Genomic DNA, 18,105 nt, shown 5'->3' with positions numbered 1-18,105 from the left:
CCCGAGCCCGCCGCAAGGTGTGTGGAATCTCGGCCCGTTCCCGATCCGCGCGTACGCGCTGTGCATCATCATCGGCATCGTCGTCGCCGTCTGGTGGAGCGACCGGCGGTGGCAGGCGCGTGGCGGACGGCCCGGCGACGTCCTCGACGTCGCCCTGATCGCGGTCCCGTTCGGGCTGATCGGTGGGCGGATCTATCACGTCGTAACCGACTGGTGGCGGTATTTCGGCGACGACGGCAAGGGTCTCGCAGCCGTCTTCCAGGTATGGGACGGCGGCTTGGGCATCTGGGGCGCTGTGGCATTCGGTGCCGTCGGCGCCTGGATCGGGTGCCGGTGGAAACGCATCAAGCTCCCGCCGTTCGGCGACGCGATCGCGCCCGCGATTCTCGCGGCGCAGGCCATCGGCAGGCTCGGCAACTACTTCAACCAAGAACTGTTCGGTGAACCGACGACGGTCCCGTGGGGACTGGAACTGTTCGAGCGCGTCGACCCCGATACCGGGCGCAGCGGCATCGCCGTGATCGACGGTGTGTCGAACGGCAACGTCCTCGAAGTCGCTCATCCGACGTTCCTGTACGAACTGATCTGGAATCTGCTCGTCGTCGCACTCTTGGTGTTCGTGGACCGGCGTTTCCAGATCGGCCACGGACGCCTGTTCGCACTCTACGTCGCGGGCTACTGCGTTGGACGGTTCGGAATCGAGCTGATGCGCAGTGACGAGGCGACCCACATCCTCGGCTTGCGCGTCAATGTCCTCGTCGCCGCTCTCGTGTTCCTCTGTGCCGCGCTGTACGTCCTGATGGCGCCCCGTGGTCGAGAGGTCGGCCTGTCGGTGTTCTGGCCCGATCGAGCCGAAGAACTCGCCGACGAAGGGCACCTCGGCTACGTTCCTCCGGAGATGGACGACGACGGCGACGAGCACGACAGCGACGAGTACGACGCCGACGACTACGCCAGCGACGACTACGCCAGCGACGACTACGCCAGCGACGACTACGACAGCGACGGCGACGAGTACGAGGGGGAAGCCGAGTACGACGAGAACGGCAGTGCTGTCGTCGCCGATGGGGACGACCGAGCAGACGCGGACGAGAGTGAGTGGGCCGCGCCTGACGATGACGACTCTTCCGTGGGCGGTGCGACGGCCTTAGGCGTCGGCGCCGTTGCGGGAGTCGGTGCGGTCGCCGCCGGGGCGGACGAGGACAATCAGACTCCTGAGCTGGAGACCGAAGAGGCGGATCCCGAGGTTGACACGGACGCCGACCCCGAAGAGGCTGACGCAGAGCCCGAGACGTCCGATGCAGATGCGATCGACACCGAGTCGGTTGAGAGTGAGGTGCCGGCCCCCGAGTCGACGGACACCGAGTCGACGGACACCGAACCTGCGACCACCGGAGCCGAGATCGCCGACCCCGACACGGCTGACCCCGACACGGCTGACTCGGACGCAGCCGAGCCTGACACGGCTGACTCTGACATCGACGACTCTGACACCGACGAGCCTGACGGTGACGACGGCGCGAGTGCCCCAGACATCGACGGCCCAGACATCGACGGCCCAGACATCGACGACCCAGACATCGACGACCCAGACATCGACGGCCCAGACGCCGACGGCCCAGACGCGGAAGCTGGCGATGACGCGTCCGACTCCGCAGGCGAGTCGCGACCGGGCTACACCGTCGTATCAGATCTCGGCGGGCTCGACGTCGATGAGATCTCCGTCGTCGAACACACGTCGGGACATGACCTCGGCGCCATGGAGATCCGGTCGCGCGATGATGACAAGTCCAGCGAGGACGACGACTGACGGACGTTCGTGGGCGAACAAGTGGTAAACCAATTGCTCTACCCGCCAGTAGGTTCGAATTGTGTGCGTCCGCCGGATAGCCTTGAGCGGTGACTCGTCGAACCAAGATCGTTTGTACTCTGGGGCCCGCTACTAACACCGAAGAAGGGATCACCACACTCCTCGAGTGTGGAATGAACGTCGCCCGAATGAACTTCAGCCATGGCGCACACAGCGACCATCGCAGTGTCTACGAGGCGGTTCGCGCGGCGAGTGCGAAAACCGGCAAGGCCGTGGGTGTACTCGCCGACCTTCAAGGCCCGAAGATTCGTCTCGGCAAGTTCGAAGACAACGGACGGCCGAACGGCGCGGTCGATTGGAACGACGGCGAGCTGGTCCGCATCACCGTCGACGACGTGATCGGCAACCACGATCGCGTGTCGACTACGTACTCGCACCTCGCTCAGGACGCCCGCCCGGGGGACCGCCTCCTCGTCGACGATGGCAAGGTCGGTCTGACCGTCGATCACGTCGACGACAACGACGTGGTCTGTGTCGTCACCGAGGGTGGCACCGTCAGCAACAACAAGGGCCTGTCGATGCCCGGGATGAATATCTCGGTGCCTGCGATGTCGGAGAAGGACATCGCCGACCTCGAATTCGCGCTCGGACTCGGCGTCGACCTCGTCGCGCTCTCGTTCGTCCGGAGTCCCGCCGACATCGAACTCGTCCATGAGGTGATGGACCGTGTCGGTAACCGAGTGCCAGTGATCGCGAAGCTTGAGAAGCCCGAGGCGATCGACAACCTCGAGGCAATCGTGCTCGCGTTCGACGCGATCATGGTCGCGCGAGGCGACCTGGGCGTCGAGATGCCCCTCGAGCAAGTGCCGCTCGTGCAGAAGCGCGCCATCCAGATGGCGCGGGAGAACGCCAAACCGGTCATCGTCGCCACGCAGATGCTCGACTCGATGATCGAGAACTCTCGGCCGACCCGCGCCGAGGCGTCCGATGTAGCCAACGCGGTCCTCGACGGCGCAGACGCCGTGATGCTCTCGGGCGAGACGTCGGTCGGCAAGTACCCGAACGAGACGGTGCAGACAATGGCGCGCATCGTCATGGCGGTCGAAGAGGGCACCAGGGACGTACCCGTGCTGACGCACGTACCGCGCACTCGCCGAGGCATAGTCACCTATGCAGCTCGGGACATCGCCGAGCGACTCAACGCGGCCGCGATCATCACGTTCACCGAGTCCGGCGACACCCTGCGGCGGGTGGCGCGGCTGCACTCGCGGGTTCCGCTTCTCGCCTTCACCGCGACCGAGGCGACCCGAAACCAACTCGCTCTCAGTTGGGGCGCCGACGCGGTTCTGGTTCCCCGCATGAAGAACACCGACGCCATGATCGACCAGGTCGACGAAGTGCTCACCGCCAACGAGAAGCTCCAACGCGGCGACACCGTCGTCATCGTCGCCGGTGCACCCGCATCGGTGATCGGCTCCACCAACTTCGTGCACGTGCACCGCATCGGCGAGCAGGACCACTGACACCCGTCAGCCTCGCTCCTCGCTGTCACTGCCGTCGCGCGCCGTCCCGGTCATCGGGCGGCGCGCGTCGCATATGGTGGAGGTCTATGAGTACAGAGACCGCTGGAGATTCCCTGGCCGCCGAACAGTCGGCCGACCTGCAGACCCTGCTGGCATTGCTCGACGTGGAACGGGCCGAGGACGATCTGTTCATCGGGCACCATCCCGAGCAAGTCGAGTCGCGTACCTTCGGCGGTCAACTGCTCGGCCAGGGCATCGTGGCCGCCGGCCGCACGCTGGTCAAAGGCAGTCCGCCGATCCACGCGGTCAACGCCCACTTCGTCCGCGGCGGCGACGTAACGAAACCGCTCGAATATCACGTCGACCGGTTCCGCGACGGCAGGCCGTTCGCCAACCGCCAGGTGACCGCAGTACAGGACGACGAAGTGATCTTCACGATGCTCGTCGCGTTCCAGAACAACGCGGTGGGCCTCGAACACGCCGTTGAGATCCCCGAAGTCGAGTATCCCGAGAGTCTGCCGCCCATCAGCGAGCACTTCGAGGGATACGAGGAGACCGTCGCGGCGTTCGTGAACGCGCTGCACCCGATCGACGTGCGGTTCGTCAATGCCCCTGCCTGGAAGCTGAAAGGCACCGGCGAGAACCTCAATCACAATCGGGCGTGGATGAAGACCGACGGCGCGATGCCCGACGACCCGCTCCTGCACGTCGCCGCTCTCGCATACTCATCGGACACGACAGTCCTCGACTCGATCATCACCACGCACGGACTGTCATGGGGATTCGACCGACTGTTCGCGGCCACCGTCAATCATTCGATGTGGTTTCACCGCGAGTTCCGATTCGACGAGTGGCTGCTCTATGCGACCGAGTCGCCGGTGGCGGCAGGTTCGCGCGGCATCGGGTCCGGGCGTCTCTTCACGCGTGACGGTGTGCTCGCCGCGTCTGTCGTACAGGAGGCGTTGATCAAGTACTTCCCGCCGCGCGCATGACCGCACACGACTACCGGGCCCCCGACGTCCGTTTCCACCTGCCGCCCGGACCGCCGGTGCAACCCAAGCGGTGGCAACGTAGCTACAAGTGGCCGATCCGGATCGCGAGCGTGGTCGTCGTGCTCGCCGCGCTGGTGGCCGGCACACTTGCGGTGATCGAGGGCTTTCATCAACGATCGACGATGACCGCGCTCGGTGGCGTCGCCGTCGACTGCGGGACACGCGCCGTCGCCGGATCGATTCCCGTGGCGTTCGGCGACAGCGTCGCGGTCTTCGATGCGACCAGTGACGCTTCACCGCGTGACGAGCCGCTCGCCGTCACCCGATTGTCCCGTCTGGACGTTCTCACTGGCGACACATGCCTCGCCGAGTTCGAGATCCGAGACCTGCCGGTGGTCGACGCCTACGTGGTGCGCATCGGCGACCGCTATCGACAAGTGGTCAGCGCCGCTGCACTCAAGGGCGGCTACCTGTTCGCTTAGGGAGGCGAGCGCCCGACTCCTCAAGCGCTCGATTGCTCAAGCGCCCGGCGAGCGGCCGCGACGATCGCCGGATCCGTCATCTCGAGACCGGCCGCGGACCCGCCTCCCGGACCGGGCGAACCGGGGTCGTCGATCACGGTCTTCGCCGACAGGTGCACGGCGTCCACGCCCACTTCGACGAATGCACCGATGCTGTCCGGTCGCACACCGCCGCCCGCCATGATCTGCACACCGGAGTCGGCCTCGACGAGGGCCGACAGCACACCGAGTCCGTCGTACGCAGTTGCGGCGCCACCGGAGGTCAACACCCGGTCCACACCGAGATCTGCCAAGACCCGCACTGCGTCGACGGGGTCGTCTACCGCATCCAGCGCGCGATGGAACGTGACCTCGACATGGCCTGCCCGCCGTGCCGCCGCAACCAGGACGGCGATCGCGTCACGGTCGACGTCACCGTCTCCGAGCAGGGCTCCGATCACCACACCGGACGCGCCCGCCGAGACGAGGTGGACGATGTCGGACGCCATCACCGCGATCTCCGCCGGCGAGTAGACGAACCCGCCCGGGCGGGTCCGTATCAGGGCGTGAACGTCGATGTCGGCCGCGACGACCGTCTCTACCGATGCGACCGACGGGGTGAGACCGCCGGTGACGCCGAGTGCCGCGCACAATTCCACGCGGTCGGCCCCTCCCGCGCGCGCGGCGGCCGCGCCGTCCGCGTCCTGGACTGCGATCTCGAGGACCGTCATCGTCGGCGTCGCGTCACTTCAGCGGCCGGGACACCGGAACGTTCACCCAACTCGGATGGGCGGGGTCGATCTCGATGTACTGCGGACGCAGTTGAGATGACCACAGTTCGGGTCCGAGCGGCACAGCCTTCGGGAAGTTGAAGGCGTAGACGTCGACGCGCAGTCGGTCTCCCGGCCTGAGCTTGGCTTGGGTAGCCGTCATCGGGATGTCGACGTCGAGGGTCTGACCCGGCTTCACCTTGTGATAATCGGCGATCGACAGCTTGGGAACCGCGTCCGTCAGGTCGCCGTTCGGTCCGTACGAACTACGCTTCTTATCGATCTCACGCAGGGACACCATCAACTGGCCCATCGAGACCGTCGTCGATCGACCGTCCGGGGAGACGACGTTGACCGTCGCGTGCCAGTATCCGTCGGTCGCATTGAGGCGCTGACGCAGGTGGGCGACGGGAGTACCGCTGATGCTCGTGGCGGCCTTCGCTGGAGCGGACGTGAACGTCTGGGCCGCGACCTCAGAGACGCGGGAGTCCTTGCCGCAGAAGTCGAACAGCGCGGTTATCCCGGTTGACGACTGCGCCGCGTCACGGCTGCACAGGGTCGAGAGACCCGGCTTCACCTGGCGGGTGGCGCGTGCCGTCGGCTTCGAAGGAGACAACGATCCGTCACCCGCCACGGGGGTGCGAGCGGCGCCCGACGGGCGCCCGGACAGGTACTGCCGTTGATATGTGTGACCCGGAAGCGGGTATGTGTTGCCCTGCACGAACCAGCCGCTCGGCTCGGATGCGAGCGTCGCGGGGGAGTAGCGGTCGATTCCGTTGTCGATTCCCTTGAGCCACTTGTCGTACCAGGCGCGGGCGAGCACGTCGATGCGGGGCGGGTAGCCTTTCTGGCCGAAGTTGGAGCTCGACGTGATGTGGTAGCCGTCGTCCATGATCAGCTTCTTCTTCGCATCGGGAAGCTGAGTCAGGCCCTTGAGTAGACGGGACTCGCTGTTGGTGAACAGATCATTCCATCCGCCGATGCCGAAGGTCGGAGTCGTGATCGACGAGGTGTCGGTGTACAACGACGTGCGTCGGTCCGAGCCCGCAATGACGAGTTGCCGCGTATCGCCGCGGAGGCTGTTCGGCGTCTGCGCCGTCAATGCCTCGATCATGACGTCGAAATAGGTGAGCGGATCCTTCACCCGGTCGGCGAGCCATCGCCAGTCGAATGTGCCGTTGAGCATCGAGGCGACGTTCGGGACCAGTTTGGAGCCGTTGACAAGGGTCAGCCACGGTGCCAGGAACCCGAATCCGACGCCGCCGCCGGGAGCGATGACGTCCTGGATGAGATCGGCGCCGGGCACCACCGGAAAGATCGCACCGAGTTCGCCGGGGGCGTCCGAGGCGGCTTGCAGTTGGTTGATCGCCGAGTACGAGACGCCGGACATGCCGACCTTCCCGTTGCCCCAGCGCTGCTTCTTGGCCCAGTCGACGACCTCGACAGTGTCTTTTCGCTCGCGTTCTCCGAAGACCTGCCAGGTTCCCTGGGAGAAACCGGTGCCGCGGACGTCGACGACCACGACGTTGTAGCCGCTCTTCACCAACTGGGGGTCGTACGAGAACGTGTTGACCAACCCGCCGCGGAGGGCGCCTATCAACTCGTTGTAGCCGGACAGGAAAGTTCCGCGCGCGTTGATCCCGTTCAGCAGATCGACGAGCTGCGGCACCAGGACGGGATAGTTCATCACCTCGGAGGCGAGAGCCGACACCATTTTTGTGTAGGGCGTCATCGTCACGATTGTCGGAAGCTTGGCGGACACCGGCTTTCCCGAACGATCGGTGGGACGGATCACGTTGGACCGCAACGTGGTTCCGTCACTCATCCGAATGGGTACGTCCGGCTTGACCGTGTATCCCGAATACTTCTGCGGGCCGTCGTGCGTACGTGTCCATTTGGCTCCGAGCGCGCCGTAGACGTCGGCGCCGGCATCGGACGAGGTAGCCGGAACGAATCCGGTTCCCGCGACCAGCGTCGTCGCAGCGACGAGAGCGACAATGAGATGCCGGACCGACCGGCGCAGTGGTGAGGTCACCTGTTCACATACCTTCCCCGAGAGGTCAGACGGGATTCGGACACCTCGTCGTCATCCGCTCGTGATCTGACTCTCAGGTAACAATAAGGGTTGCCTGGATCTCAGTCGAGAGGGAGTCGGCGCCGACTCGACGTCCCACCGTCCGGCGCGCAGTGCCTTCGACCCGAGTTGGGGTCGGTGGGGCGTAACCGAGTACACTTTCACCTCGCACTGATCCACCAGCCCCGGTGGCGAAATAGGCAGACGCGCCGCACTCAAAATGCGGTCTCGAAAGGGGTGCCGGTTCGAGTCCGGCCCGGGGCACTTTTCACCGCGACAGACGAGGATGAGAGCGCGATGGCAGACGAGTCAGCGACCACCGGACAAGTAAGCCGGGTGGTCGTCGCCGAGGACGACTCGCTCATCCGGATGGACCTCATCGAGATGCTTCGCGAAGAGGGCTACGACGTCGTAGGGGAGGCCCCGAACGGGCAGGTGGCGGTTGATCTCACCGAGGAACTCCTGCCCGACCTCGTGATCATGGACGTCAAGATGCCGGTTCGCGACGGCATCGACGCGGCGAGCGAGATCGCGTCGAAGCGGCTCGCTCCGGTCGTGATGCTGACCGCGTTCAGTCAGCGTGAGTTCGTCGAGCGCGCTCGCGACGCAGGCGCGATGGCATATCTCGTGAAGCCCTTCACGCAAGCCGACCTGGTGCCCGCGATCGAAGTCGCATTGAGTCGGTACCGCGAACTGAAACTGCTCGAAGCCGAAGTAGCCGACATGTCCGAGCGTTTCGAGACACGCAAGGTCGTCGAACAGGCCAAGGGTCTGCTCATGGCCAAGCACGAGCTCACCGAACCGGAGGCGTTCCGGTGGATCCAACGCAATGCGATGGACCGTCGCGTCACGATGAAAGCAGTAGCGCAGGTCGTCGTCGAGACCCTCGGCTGACTGCCGACCAGCCTGTCGGCACAACGCCCTAGACTCACTGATGTGAGTGCAGCGAAGAAGACTGAGACCAGACCGACCCTCATGCTGCTCGACGGGCATTCGTTGGCTTATCGCGCCTACTTCGCCCTACCTCCGGAGAACTTCACGACCAACACCGGACAGCACACCAACGCCGTCTACGGCTTCACCTCGATGCTCATCAATCTGCTGCGCGACGAGGAACCGACACATATCGCCGCAGCGTTCGACGTATCGCGCAAGACGTTCCGAGCGGAGATGTTCCCGGAGTACAAGGCGCAGCGCAGCAAATCGCCAGACGAGTTCCGCGGCCAGGTCGACGTCACCAAAGACGTGCTCGCCGCGATGGGCATCCCGGTTATGGCCGTCGAGGGCTACGAGGCCGACGACATCATCGCGACGCTCGCGACACAGGCCGACGCCGCAGGCTATCGAGTGCTAGTGGTGACCGGCGACCGCGACTCGCTGCAACTGGTGAACGAGAACATCACGGTGCTGTACCCGAAGACCGGTGTCTCGGTCTTGACACGGTTCACGCCGGAAGAAGTCGAGAACAAGTACGGGCTCACTCCGAAGCAGTATCCGGACTTCGCGGCCCTGCGAGGCGACAAGAGCGACAACCTCCCCGGTATCCCCGGGGTGGGCGATAAGACAGCGACCAAGTGGATCGCCGAGTACGGCTCACTCGAGCAGCTCATCCACCACGTCGACGAGATCCGCGGAAAGACCGGCGACTCGCTGCGCGCGAACCTCGCGTCGGTGCAGATGAATCGCACCCTCACCGAGATGATCCGCGACATGGACCTCCCAGCCGCGCCGGGCGATCTGAAGCTGCATGCATGGGATCGGGACCGAATCCACGCCCTGTTCGATGATCTCGAGTTCAAGGTACTGCGCGACCGACTCTTCTCGACGCTGACCTCGACCGAGCCCGAAGCCGACGAAGGCATCGAGATCAACGGTGCGCAACTCGCCGCCGACGAGGTCGCGCAATGGCTCGATGCGCACGCGCGGGTCGGACGATCAGGCATCGCCGTCAATGCCAGGCGCGTGGTCGTCGACTCGGATGTTGACGGGTTGGCGATCGCGGCCGCCGACGGTGAGGGCGCGTTCATCGACCCGGTCGCTATGTCGGCGGCCGACGACGCCGCGCTCGCCGACTGGCTCGCCGACGCATCGATCCCGAAGGCCGTCCACGAAGCGAAGTGGGCCGTGCATGCGCTCCGCGGACGCGGCTGGAAGATCGACGGCGTCACCTCCGACACGTCGCTCGCCGCGTACCTGGTGCGCCCGGGACAGCGGAGCTTCGCCCTCGACGATCTGGCGTTGCGCTATCTCCGGCGTGAGCTCAAAGCCGACGACGGTATCGACAACGGCGGGCAGCTCTCGCTGCTCGACGACGACGCCGATTCCGCGCGGGCCGCCGAATCGTCGATGCTGTCGGCACGTGCCGTCGCCGAACTCGCCGACGCGCTCGACACCGAATTGGAACGGATCGACTCGACCGCATTGCTCACCGAGATGGAGTTGCCGCTCGCTTTCGTGCTCGCGGATCTCGAGGCAATCGGCATCGGCGTCGACACCGAGCACTTCTCCGACCTGGAGTCGGAGTTCGCGCAGCGGGTCCGGGACGCGGCCGAATCGGCGTTCGAGGTCATCGGGGAGCAAGTCAACCTAGGGTCGCCGAAGCAACTGCAGACGATCCTGTTCGACAAACTCGAGATGCCGAAGACGAAGAAGACCAAGACCGGATACACGACGGACGCCGATGCGCTCGCCGGGCTGTACGAGAAGACCGAGCATCCGTTCCTCAAGTTCCTGCTGGAGCACCGGGACGCGACCCGACTGAAGGTGACGGTCGACGGCCTGTTGAAATCGGTCGCCGACGACGGTCGCATCCACACAACATTCAACCAGACGGTCGCCGCGACCGGTCGACTGTCGTCGACCGATCCGAACCTGCAGAACATCCCGGTCCGCACCGAGGCAGGTCGTCAGATCCGTGGCGGTTTCGTGGTGGCACCACGATCGGAGTCCGGCGAGTTCGAATGCCTGATGACGGCCGACTACTCGCAGATCGAGATGCGGATCATGGCGCACCTGTCCGAGGACGCGGGGCTCATCGAAGCATTCCGTTCGGGGGAGGACCTGCACAACTTCGTCGGATCGCGTGCGTTCGGTGTGCCTGTCGACCAGGTCGACTCGCAGATGCGCTCTCGGGTCAAGGCGATGTCGTACGGCCTCGCGTACGGACTGAGCGCCTATGGTCTTGCCGCCCAACTGGGGATCGGCCGCGAAGAGGCCAAGGAGCAGATGGAGCAGTATTTCGACCGGTTCGGCGGAGTGCGCGACTACCTCCACGACGTCGTCGTGCAAGCGCGGCGGAACGAGTACACGGCCACTCTGTTCGGGCGTCGCCGCTACCTGCCGGATTTGAACTCCGACAACTTCCAACGCCGCCAGTCCGCGGAACGGATGGCGCTCAACGCGCCGATCCAGGGCACGGCCGCCGACATCATCAAGGTCGCGATGATCAACGTGCAGCGTCGGCTCAGCTCCGGAGGCCACCGCTCGCGCATGCTGTTGCAAGTGCACGACGAACTGGTGCTCGACATCGCGACCGGCGAACGCGATGCGGTCGAAGCCCTCGTTCGTGAGGAGATGGGCGGTGCGATCGATCTGTCGGTCCCGCTGGAGGTCTCCGTCGGCATCGGCCGTACCTGGGATGCCGCCGCCCACTGACCTGGCCAGAAAGGCGCAGTCGTGAATGAACCATTGAGGATCGCCGTGCTCGACGGCGACGGAATCGGTCCCGAGGTGGTTCCTGCCGCGCTGTCGGTGGCCGAGCGTGCGCTGCAACGGCAGGGAGTCGGGCTGCAGACCGTGCGGCTGCCGTTCGGAGCAACCGCGATCGATTCGCACGGTGTACCCGTTCCGGGGAGCACACTCGATGCCCTCGCCGACTTCGATCTGTGGCTGGTCGGCCCGCACGACAGCGCGTCGTATCCCGCGGAGCTGCGTTATCCGGCGCCGGGTGCGGTGATGCGCAAGCAGTTCGGTCTGTTCGCGAACCTGCGTCCCGCGCGCGCCGTCGCAGGCGTAGAGGCGACGACTGGCGACATCGACGTGCTGATCGTCCGCGAGAACAGCGAGGGCCTGTACGCCGACCGAAACATGGCGGTCGGTAGCGGTGAATTCATGCCGACGCCCGACGTCGCATTGTCGGTGGGCCTCATCACGCGGGTGGCGACCGAGCGGATCGCAATCGAGGCGTTCGAGGCGGCCCGGCGCAGGCGAGGTCACGTGACCGTTGTCCATAAGGCGAATGTGCTCCGGATGACCACGGGGCTGTTCCGGGACGTCTGCCTGCAGGTCGGCGAACGGTATCCGGACGTCCGAGTCGACACCGAGCACGTCGACGCGATGGCCGCACTTCTGGTGCGGCGGCCCGGCGACTTCGACGTGGTCGTGACCGAGAACCTGTTCGGCGACATCCTCTCCGATCTGGCCGCGGAGCTGTCCGGATCGCTTGGTCTCGCCCCGTCGCTCAACTCGTCCGCTGAGCGAGCGATGGCGCAAGCTGTCCACGGTGCGGCCCCGGACATCGCAGGTCGCGACATCGCGAACCCGGTCGCAACGATCGCCTCGGCTGCGATGTTGCTGCGGTGGCACGGCGAGCGATCGGCGACGTCGTCGGTGCTGCGGGCCGCTGACGCGATCGACGGCGCGGTGGCGCACGTCCTCGCCGATGGCGTCCTGACCGCTGATCTCGGCGGCTCCGCCTCGACTACCGAGTTCACCGCCGCGGTGATCGGCGCGCTCTGACGGTTCTGCGCACGATGCTGGGAGATTGTCGTTCGTAGCGAACGTCGACTGCACAGTCTCTTCCCGCGTCACCACGCGGCGGCATGCGCACGCGCGTTGATCCGGTCGATGACCTCCTGGATGCAGTGGGCGGGAGTGTCATTTGAGCATGTGCCAGTTGTGCTGGAGTTCGCTCCATCCGTTCCGTGCGAGCCCGTGCGGCGACCACTCCCTGTAGTACGGCGTTGCCGTCGACAGCACGATGGAGTCCGTCGAGAGTCACGATCTGCTTCTGGAGCATCCGGTCGAGAAACTGGGCACCCGACGGCAGGGCTCGCCATTCGGCACGTTTGAGCCTGCCTCTGATGTCGCCGTCGCCGAGACCGCAGTCGTGTGCGTTCCGTACATCGATGACGCCGTCGTGCGTTGCCTGGAACGTCGCGATCTCGCCGAAGTCGCCCATACCGATTAGACGCACGTCGGACCCGTGCGGTTCCGTTTGGGGGGACCCGTCGGCGCGTCGTCGATACCGCTTCCGCCATACTCGTCTCTCGGACCAAGTACGTTGCGTCCAGACTGACGAGAGGATCCCGGCATGCGGATGCGCACGCGCCTGTTCGGGGCAGTGGCCACCGGTGTGGCGTTGCTGCTGTCGGGTTGTGTGGTCGACGAGTCCGAGTTCGACACCAAACCGATCGTCCTCGACGTGCAGGAGCAGCCCCCGATCGCCGCGCTCGTGCCTGCGCAGATCAGGGCGAGCGGCGTGCTCAAGGTCGGAACCAATCCGCCGTACCAGCCGAACGAGTTCAAAGACCGCGACGGCAACATCATCGGTTATGACGTCGACCTCGTGAATGCGATCGGCGCGGTCCTGGGCTTGAAGGCTGTCTACACGCAGTCGGACTTCGACAAGATCATCCCCTCGATTCAGGCGGGAACCTACGACATGGGAATGTCGTCATTCACCGATTCGCTCGAACGTGAGGAGCAGGTCGACTTCGTCACCTATTACACAGCCGGAATCCAATGGGCGGCCAAGCCGGGACGCGACGTCGACCCGGACGATGCGTGCGGTCTGCGTGTCGGTGTCCAAGTCTCGACGACCGAGGACACCGACGAGGTCCCGGCGAAGAGCGAGGCATGCGTCGCGCGGGGAGCGGAACCGATCGTCAAGGTGGCGTTCGATACGCAGGACCAGGCGGTCAATGCCGCATTGCTCGGACAGGTGGACGCGTTCTCCGCGGACTCACCGGTCACCGCGTACGCGATCAAGAAGACCGAGGGGCAGCTCGAACAGGTCGGGCCGGCCTACGATTCCGCGCCGTACGGGTTCCCGATCAAGAAGGGATCCAAGCTGACGGATGCGGTCCGGCAGGCGGTGCAGTATCTGATCGACAACGGGCAGTACCGAAAGATCTCCGAACATTGGGGTGTGCAGGTGGGAATGATCGATGAATCGCAGATCAACGGGGCGCAGGAGTAGCTGAGATGGCGGATATGCAGACGTCGGACACACCGACGCCCATCAAAGCGGTCCCGCTCAAACATCCTGGACAGTGGGTCGTCGGCGTCGTCATAGTCGCACTGGCCGCACTGTTCGTCTACGGCGCCGCGACGAACGACGCGTACAAGTGGAGCACGTACGGCGACTACCTGTTCGAGCAGCGAATCCTGTCGGGGGTCGGCTACACGCTGGCGCTCACCGTGGTGTCGATGATCTTCGGCGTCATCCTCGGTGTCGTCGTCGCGGTAATGCGGATGTCACCGAACGCAGTGTTCCGGTGGACGTCGTGGGTATACCTGTGGGTATTCCGTGGTACCCCCGTCTACGTGCAGTTGGTCCTGTGGGGCCTGGTCGGTTCGATCTATCAGACCGTCAATCTCGGAGTGCCGTGGGGACCGACGTTGGTCCAATTCGACATTCAGGAGTTCAGTCTCAAGAACGTCTTCGTCGTCGCGGTCATCGGGCTCGCGTTGAACGAGGCGGCCTACATGGCCGAGATCGTCCGTGCGGGTATCTCGTCGGTGGGCGAGGGGCAGATGGAGGCGTCAACGGCGCTCGGGATGTCGTGGTGGCAGGCGATGCGGCGCACCGTGCTGCCGCAGGCGATGCGAGTGATCATCCCGCCGACCGGCAACGAGGTCATCTCGATGTTGAAGACGACGAGCCTCGTGTCGGCCGTGCCGTTCACCCTGGATCTGTTCGGCCGTCAGCGCGACATCTCCGGTGTCAACTTCCAGCCGATCCCGATGCTGCTCGTCGCGTCAACGTGGTACCTCGTCGTCACGAGCGTGCTCATGGTCGGCCAGCACTATTTGGAGAAGCACTATTCGAAGGGTTCCTCGCGTGAACTGTCGGGCAGGCAGTTGGCGGCGCTCGCCGCGGCGAACGAACCCATCGTCGAGGAGGGCAAGTGAGCGGCGGGCAAGTGAAGGCAGACGTGACCCCGATGGTCGTGGCAGACCGGGTCTGCAAGAACTTCGGTGCCCTCGATGTTCTCAGAGGTGTATCGCTCGAGGTGCCGCGCGGAGAGGTCGCATGCCTGATCGGGCCGTCGGGCTCGGGCAAGTCGACATTCCTTCGTTGCGTCAATCACCTGGAGAAGGTGAACGCGGGACGACTCCTGGTTGACGGTGACCTGATCGGCTACCGAGAGAAGTCGGGCAAGCTCTACGAACTGAGCCCGCGCGACGCGGGCCGCCAGCGCCGCGACATAGGAATGGTGTTCCAGCACTTCAACCTCTTCCCGCACCGCACGGCGCTCGACAACATCATCGAGGCTCCGATGTTGGTAGGCGGCAAGTCGAAGGGCGCGGCGACCGAGCATGCGATGTCACTGCTCGACCAGGTCGGCCTTCGCAGCAAAGCCGACGCCTACCCGGCGCAGTTGTCGGGCGGCCAGCAGCAGCGCGTCGCGATCGCTCGCGCGCTCGCCATGGAACCTAAGCTGATGCTGTTCGACGAGCCGACGTCGGCCCTCGACCCCGAACTCGTCGGCGACGTCCTCGAAGTGATGCGCGGCCTGGCGACAGAGGGTATGACGATGCTGGTCGTCACTCACGAGATGGGATTCGCCCGCGAGGTGGCCGACCAACTCGTCTTCATGGACGCAGGTGTCGTCGTGGAGAAGGGGCGGCCGAAGGACGTCCTCTCGAATCCGCAGCACGAACGCACGCAAGCCTTCCTGTCGAAGCTGCTGTAGGGCGATCTACCGGCAGACGTCGAGCTATTCCGCCAGCGCGCGAGCGTACCGGTCGGTGATGACGCGTTGAACCAGTGTCGAGATCGGGCCGCCGAACCGGGCGAGGAGGCCGGCCGGCTTGGAGCGTCCGAAGAGTTCGAAGCGGACTCCGTCGCCGTCGAGAACGACATGGAACGATTCCTCGCCGAGTTCTGGATGTCCGGGGAGAGCTGCGTAGGTGAATCCGGCGCGCGCAGGTCGGTCGATGACGTCCACGACCCGTACCGGGCCGCCGATGCGAACCGGACCGAGGCCGATGGACACGACGGCGACACCGTCGAGCATGACGGTCGGCCGGCTCGCGTCGACTCGCACACCCGCGCGTGCCTGGACCTGCCATGTGAAGAGGTCGTCGCGAGCACGTGCAAAAGTGTCGACGCCTGCTCCGATCCGCGTTGTGCGATTCAGCGACCTAAACCCGGATCGAGCGCGCTCACCGTCATCGGTCGAGCGATGCAGCGGCAGCGCTTCGAGGCGGTGGACACTCGCCTCGTCCAAGCGTCGAACTCTTGAGTGGCGCGACATCGTTCGCACGGTACTCGGAGCGGACTCCTGCCAGGGCGTGTCCGGTCGGCGCACGCCGGTCAGGGTGCTTGAGTCCGGTCACCGCGGCTTGTGAGTTACGAACACGGCGGTGCCGGGGAAGTACGCGCCGCGCAACGGAGACCATTGACCCCACTCCTGATCGAGGTCGTCGGGCCACTCGGGTTCGACGACGTCGTCCAGGACGAGGCCCACGCCGACGATTTCGCGGATCCGATCGCCCATCGTTCGGTGGTGCTCGGCATAGGTGATCACGCCGTCATCGTCGGCCTCGGTGTACGGAGTCCGGTCGAAGTAGGACAGCTGGACCACGAGTCCGTCGGGCCCCGGATCGTCGAGGAACATCCAGCGCATCGGATGGTTGGTCGCGAACACCCAGCGGCCGCCGGGTCTCAGGACGCGAGCGACCTCGCCCATCGCGCGAGCGGAGTCGGCGACGAACGGGATCGCGCCGAACGACGAGCACGCGATGTCGAACGACTCATCGGCGAACGGGAGGTGTTCGGCGCCCGACTGGACGAGCGGGACCTGGCGGTCGTCGAGCTTCATCGCGTGGACGCCATGGGCGAGCATCCCCGCGGACACGTCCAGGCCGACGACGCGCGCGCCGCGTGCCGCAAGCCACCGCGAGCAGGGTGCCGATCCGCACCCGACCTCGAGGACGTCGCGTCCCTTGACGTCGCCGAGAAGCCGCACATCCGCTTCGCGCAAGCGCTCCGGACCCCAGACGAACTCGCCACCCGGCGTGGTCGAGCCGATGAACGTTCCGTGCGCGTCGTGGTACTCGTCGGCTTCGGCGTCCCACCAAGAACGGCTTGCGCGCTCGCTGGTCGAGGTGTCGACGTTGCCGAGAACGCGTGGGGGTCGCGCAGAGTCAGCAGGCACGGCCGGGCACCACCGTCTCGGTCTTCGAGTCGCCGTTCCACCGCCGGACCGCTGCTGCTTGCGCGGTGATCGGTTCGGCGACGAGCGCGACCGCACCAGTGATCGAGTCCGCGGGAACCCGTCGCGCCAGTGTGACGTGGGGACTCCACGCCCCCGGAACGCAGTGCGCGTCGAGTCCGGACACGGCCGACCCGCACAGTCGGTACGCCGTGGCGTGGACACTCAGCAGTTCCGCCGACGGCACGACGCTCGCGGCGATCGTGTACGTCGACCGCGAGGCGAAGACGATCGGTGCGCCGAGGGTGACGGGAACGGGAAGACGTTGTGCCACCGCAGCCATCCCGGGCGCCGGCGACCCAGTGTCGGCGCCGACGATCGACGAGCCGGCGAGCAGGGTGCAATGCGGACGGGGGGCGTGCGCACGGACCGAGCCCGGGGGCCGGTGTCCGAGTGCGTCGAGCGCGCACCAGAGGTCGCGGATGCGCGACTCGGCCTCCTCGTCGAGGAGTAGTTCGATGGAATGGGCCACGTCGACGATCATCGCACTCCGCAGTTCAAGGGCCGCACGACATCCCATTTGTGCAGGCCACCGGCGGGTAGTACCCTGGGAAACGCGTATGCCAGTCGTACGCGCACACAATTCTCGGATTCTAGGTCTGGCCTGCACGGACAGTCCTGGCGTCCGTACCTACTACCTACCTGTCCGGAGCAACTCACCATATGTCGTCCCCCACGATCACCTCGCCTCAAGTAGCCGTCAATGACATCGGCTCGGCTGAGGACTTCCTCGCCGCCATCGACTCCACGATCAAGTACTTCAACGATGGCGACATCGTCGAGGGCACCATCGTCAAGGTCGATCGCGACGAGGTTCTGCTTGACATCGGTTACAAGACCGAAGGCGTCATCCCCTCGCGCGAGCTGTCGATCAAGCACGACGTCGACCCGAGCGAAGTCGTCACCGTCGGTGACGAGGTCGAAGCACTTGTCCTCACCAAGGAGGACAAGGAAGGCCGTCTGATCCTGTCCAAGAAGCGTGCGCAGTACGAG

17 protein-coding genes and 1 tRNA gene are annotated in these 18,105 nt (G+C 65.3%); 13 read left to right on the top strand and 5 right to left on the bottom strand.

The window, feature by feature from the left end:
- The 4 genes from lgt to ACTIMF_RS17985 form a co-directional block, all read left to right on the top strand.
- Positions 1-1,810, top strand: a 1,810-nt coding sequence (gene lgt, locus ACTIMF_RS18000; protein WP_442351650.1) for a prolipoprotein diacylglyceryl transferase, incomplete at its 5' end; no start/stop codon positions are given.
- Positions 1,811-1,899: 89 nt separating this feature from the next.
- Positions 1,900-3,333 (top strand): pyruvate kinase, encoded by a 1,434-nt coding sequence (gene pyk, locus ACTIMF_RS17995; RefSeq protein ID WP_442351649.1) that lies wholly within the window; start codon positions 1,900-1,902, stop codon positions 3,331-3,333.
- Positions 3,334-3,419: 86 nt separating this feature from the next.
- Positions 3,420-4,325 (top strand): acyl-CoA thioesterase, encoded by a 906-nt coding sequence (locus ACTIMF_RS17990; RefSeq protein WP_442351648.1) that lies wholly within the window; start codon positions 3,420-3,422, stop codon positions 4,323-4,325.
- A complete protein-coding gene (locus ACTIMF_RS17985) occupies positions 4,322-4,807 on the top strand; it encodes a hypothetical protein (RefSeq protein ID WP_442351647.1) in 486 nt (161 codons plus the stop codon). Before ACTIMF_RS17990 ends, ACTIMF_RS17985 begins: the two co-directional genes overlap by 4 nt.
- 20 nt (positions 4,808-4,827) lie before the next feature.
- On the opposite strand, the gene ACTIMF_RS17980 is transcribed toward ACTIMF_RS17985, so the two are convergent.
- Both ACTIMF_RS17980 and ACTIMF_RS17975 read right to left on the bottom strand, forming a co-directional pair.
- Entirely contained in the window at positions 4,828-5,556 is a 729-nt protein-coding gene (locus ACTIMF_RS17980) for a copper homeostasis protein CutC (RefSeq protein WP_442351646.1), read from the bottom strand.
- 13 nt (positions 5,557-5,569) lie between these two features.
- On the bottom strand, positions 5,570-7,630 hold the full coding sequence (locus tag ACTIMF_RS17975; RefSeq protein WP_442351645.1) for a CocE/NonD family hydrolase: 2,061 nt from the start codon (positions 7,628-7,630) through the stop codon (positions 5,570-5,572).
- 221 nt (positions 7,631-7,851) lie between these two features.
- Between ACTIMF_RS17975 and ACTIMF_RS17970 the strand changes: the two genes are divergently transcribed.
- The 8 genes from ACTIMF_RS17970 to ACTIMF_RS17935 all read left to right on the top strand — a co-directional run bounded on the left by ACTIMF_RS17970 (position 7,852) and on the right by ACTIMF_RS17935 (position 15,588).
- A tRNA-Leu gene (locus ACTIMF_RS17970) sits at positions 7,852-7,933 on the top strand.
- A 33-nt stretch (positions 7,934-7,966) separates the two neighbouring features.
- A complete protein-coding gene (locus ACTIMF_RS17965; RefSeq protein ID WP_442351644.1) occupies positions 7,967-8,563 on the top strand; it encodes an ANTAR domain-containing response regulator in 597 nt (198 codons plus the stop codon).
- Positions 8,564-11,323, top strand: a complete 2,760-nt coding sequence (polA, locus tag ACTIMF_RS17960) for a DNA polymerase I (RefSeq protein ID WP_442351652.1) — start codon at positions 8,564-8,566, stop codon at positions 11,321-11,323. It begins immediately after the preceding gene.
- 21 nt (positions 11,324-11,344) lie between these two features.
- Complete coding sequence (locus tag ACTIMF_RS17955; protein ID WP_442351643.1) at positions 11,345-12,406, top strand: isocitrate/isopropylmalate dehydrogenase family protein; 1,062 nt, start codon at positions 11,345-11,347, stop codon at positions 12,404-12,406.
- A 241-nt stretch (positions 12,407-12,647) separates the two neighbouring features.
- Positions 12,648-12,857, top strand: coding sequence for a hypothetical protein (locus tag ACTIMF_RS17950; protein WP_442351642.1), 210 nt, complete (start codon positions 12,648-12,650; stop codon positions 12,855-12,857).
- A gap of 123 nt (positions 12,858-12,980) precedes the next feature.
- The gene (locus ACTIMF_RS17945; RefSeq protein ID WP_442351641.1) at positions 12,981-13,868 is read left to right on the top strand and encodes an ABC transporter substrate-binding protein; all 888 of its coding nucleotides are present in this window, start codon (positions 12,981-12,983) and stop codon (positions 13,866-13,868) included.
- Between the two features lie 5 nt (positions 13,869-13,873).
- The gene (locus ACTIMF_RS17940) at positions 13,874-14,803 is read left to right on the top strand and encodes an amino acid ABC transporter permease (RefSeq protein ID WP_442351640.1); all 930 of its coding nucleotides are present in this window, start codon (positions 13,874-13,876) and stop codon (positions 14,801-14,803) included.
- 32 nt (positions 14,804-14,835) lie between these two features.
- Positions 14,836-15,588, top strand: a complete 753-nt coding sequence (locus ACTIMF_RS17935; protein WP_442351651.1) for an amino acid ABC transporter ATP-binding protein — start codon at positions 14,836-14,838, stop codon at positions 15,586-15,588.
- A gap of 24 nt (positions 15,589-15,612) precedes the next feature.
- Here the strand turns inward: ACTIMF_RS17935 and ACTIMF_RS17930 are convergent, their stop codons facing one another.
- The 3 genes from ACTIMF_RS17930 to ACTIMF_RS17920 form a co-directional block, all read right to left on the bottom strand.
- Positions 15,613-16,125, bottom strand: a complete 513-nt coding sequence (locus tag ACTIMF_RS17930; protein WP_442351639.1) for a DUF1990 family protein — start codon at positions 16,123-16,125, stop codon at positions 15,613-15,615.
- Positions 16,126-16,230: 105 nt separating this feature from the next.
- Positions 16,231-17,055 (bottom strand): class I SAM-dependent methyltransferase, encoded by an 825-nt coding sequence (locus ACTIMF_RS17925; protein WP_442351638.1) that lies wholly within the window; start codon positions 17,053-17,055, stop codon positions 16,231-16,233.
- Positions 17,045-17,584 (bottom strand): 2'-5' RNA ligase family protein, encoded by a 540-nt coding sequence (locus tag ACTIMF_RS17920; RefSeq protein ID WP_442351637.1) that lies wholly within the window; start codon positions 17,582-17,584, stop codon positions 17,045-17,047. The genes ACTIMF_RS17925 and ACTIMF_RS17920 overlap by 11 nt, the downstream gene beginning before the upstream one ends.
- 191 nt (positions 17,585-17,775) lie before the next feature.
- On the opposite strand from ACTIMF_RS17920, the gene ACTIMF_RS17915 reads away from it, so the two are divergent.
- The coding region (locus ACTIMF_RS17915; RefSeq protein WP_442351636.1) for a S1 RNA-binding domain-containing protein at positions 17,776-18,105 on the top strand (330 nt) is incomplete at its 3' end.

The sequence above is a fragment of the Gordonia sp. (in: high G+C Gram-positive bacteria) genome, from assembly GCF_052106715.1.
In the GTDB taxonomy this organism is placed as follows: domain Bacteria; phylum Actinomycetota; class Actinomycetes; order Mycobacteriales; family Mycobacteriaceae; genus Gordonia.
Note: the sequence above shows the minus strand (reverse complement) of the source record. Positions and strands in the feature narration are given on the sequence as shown.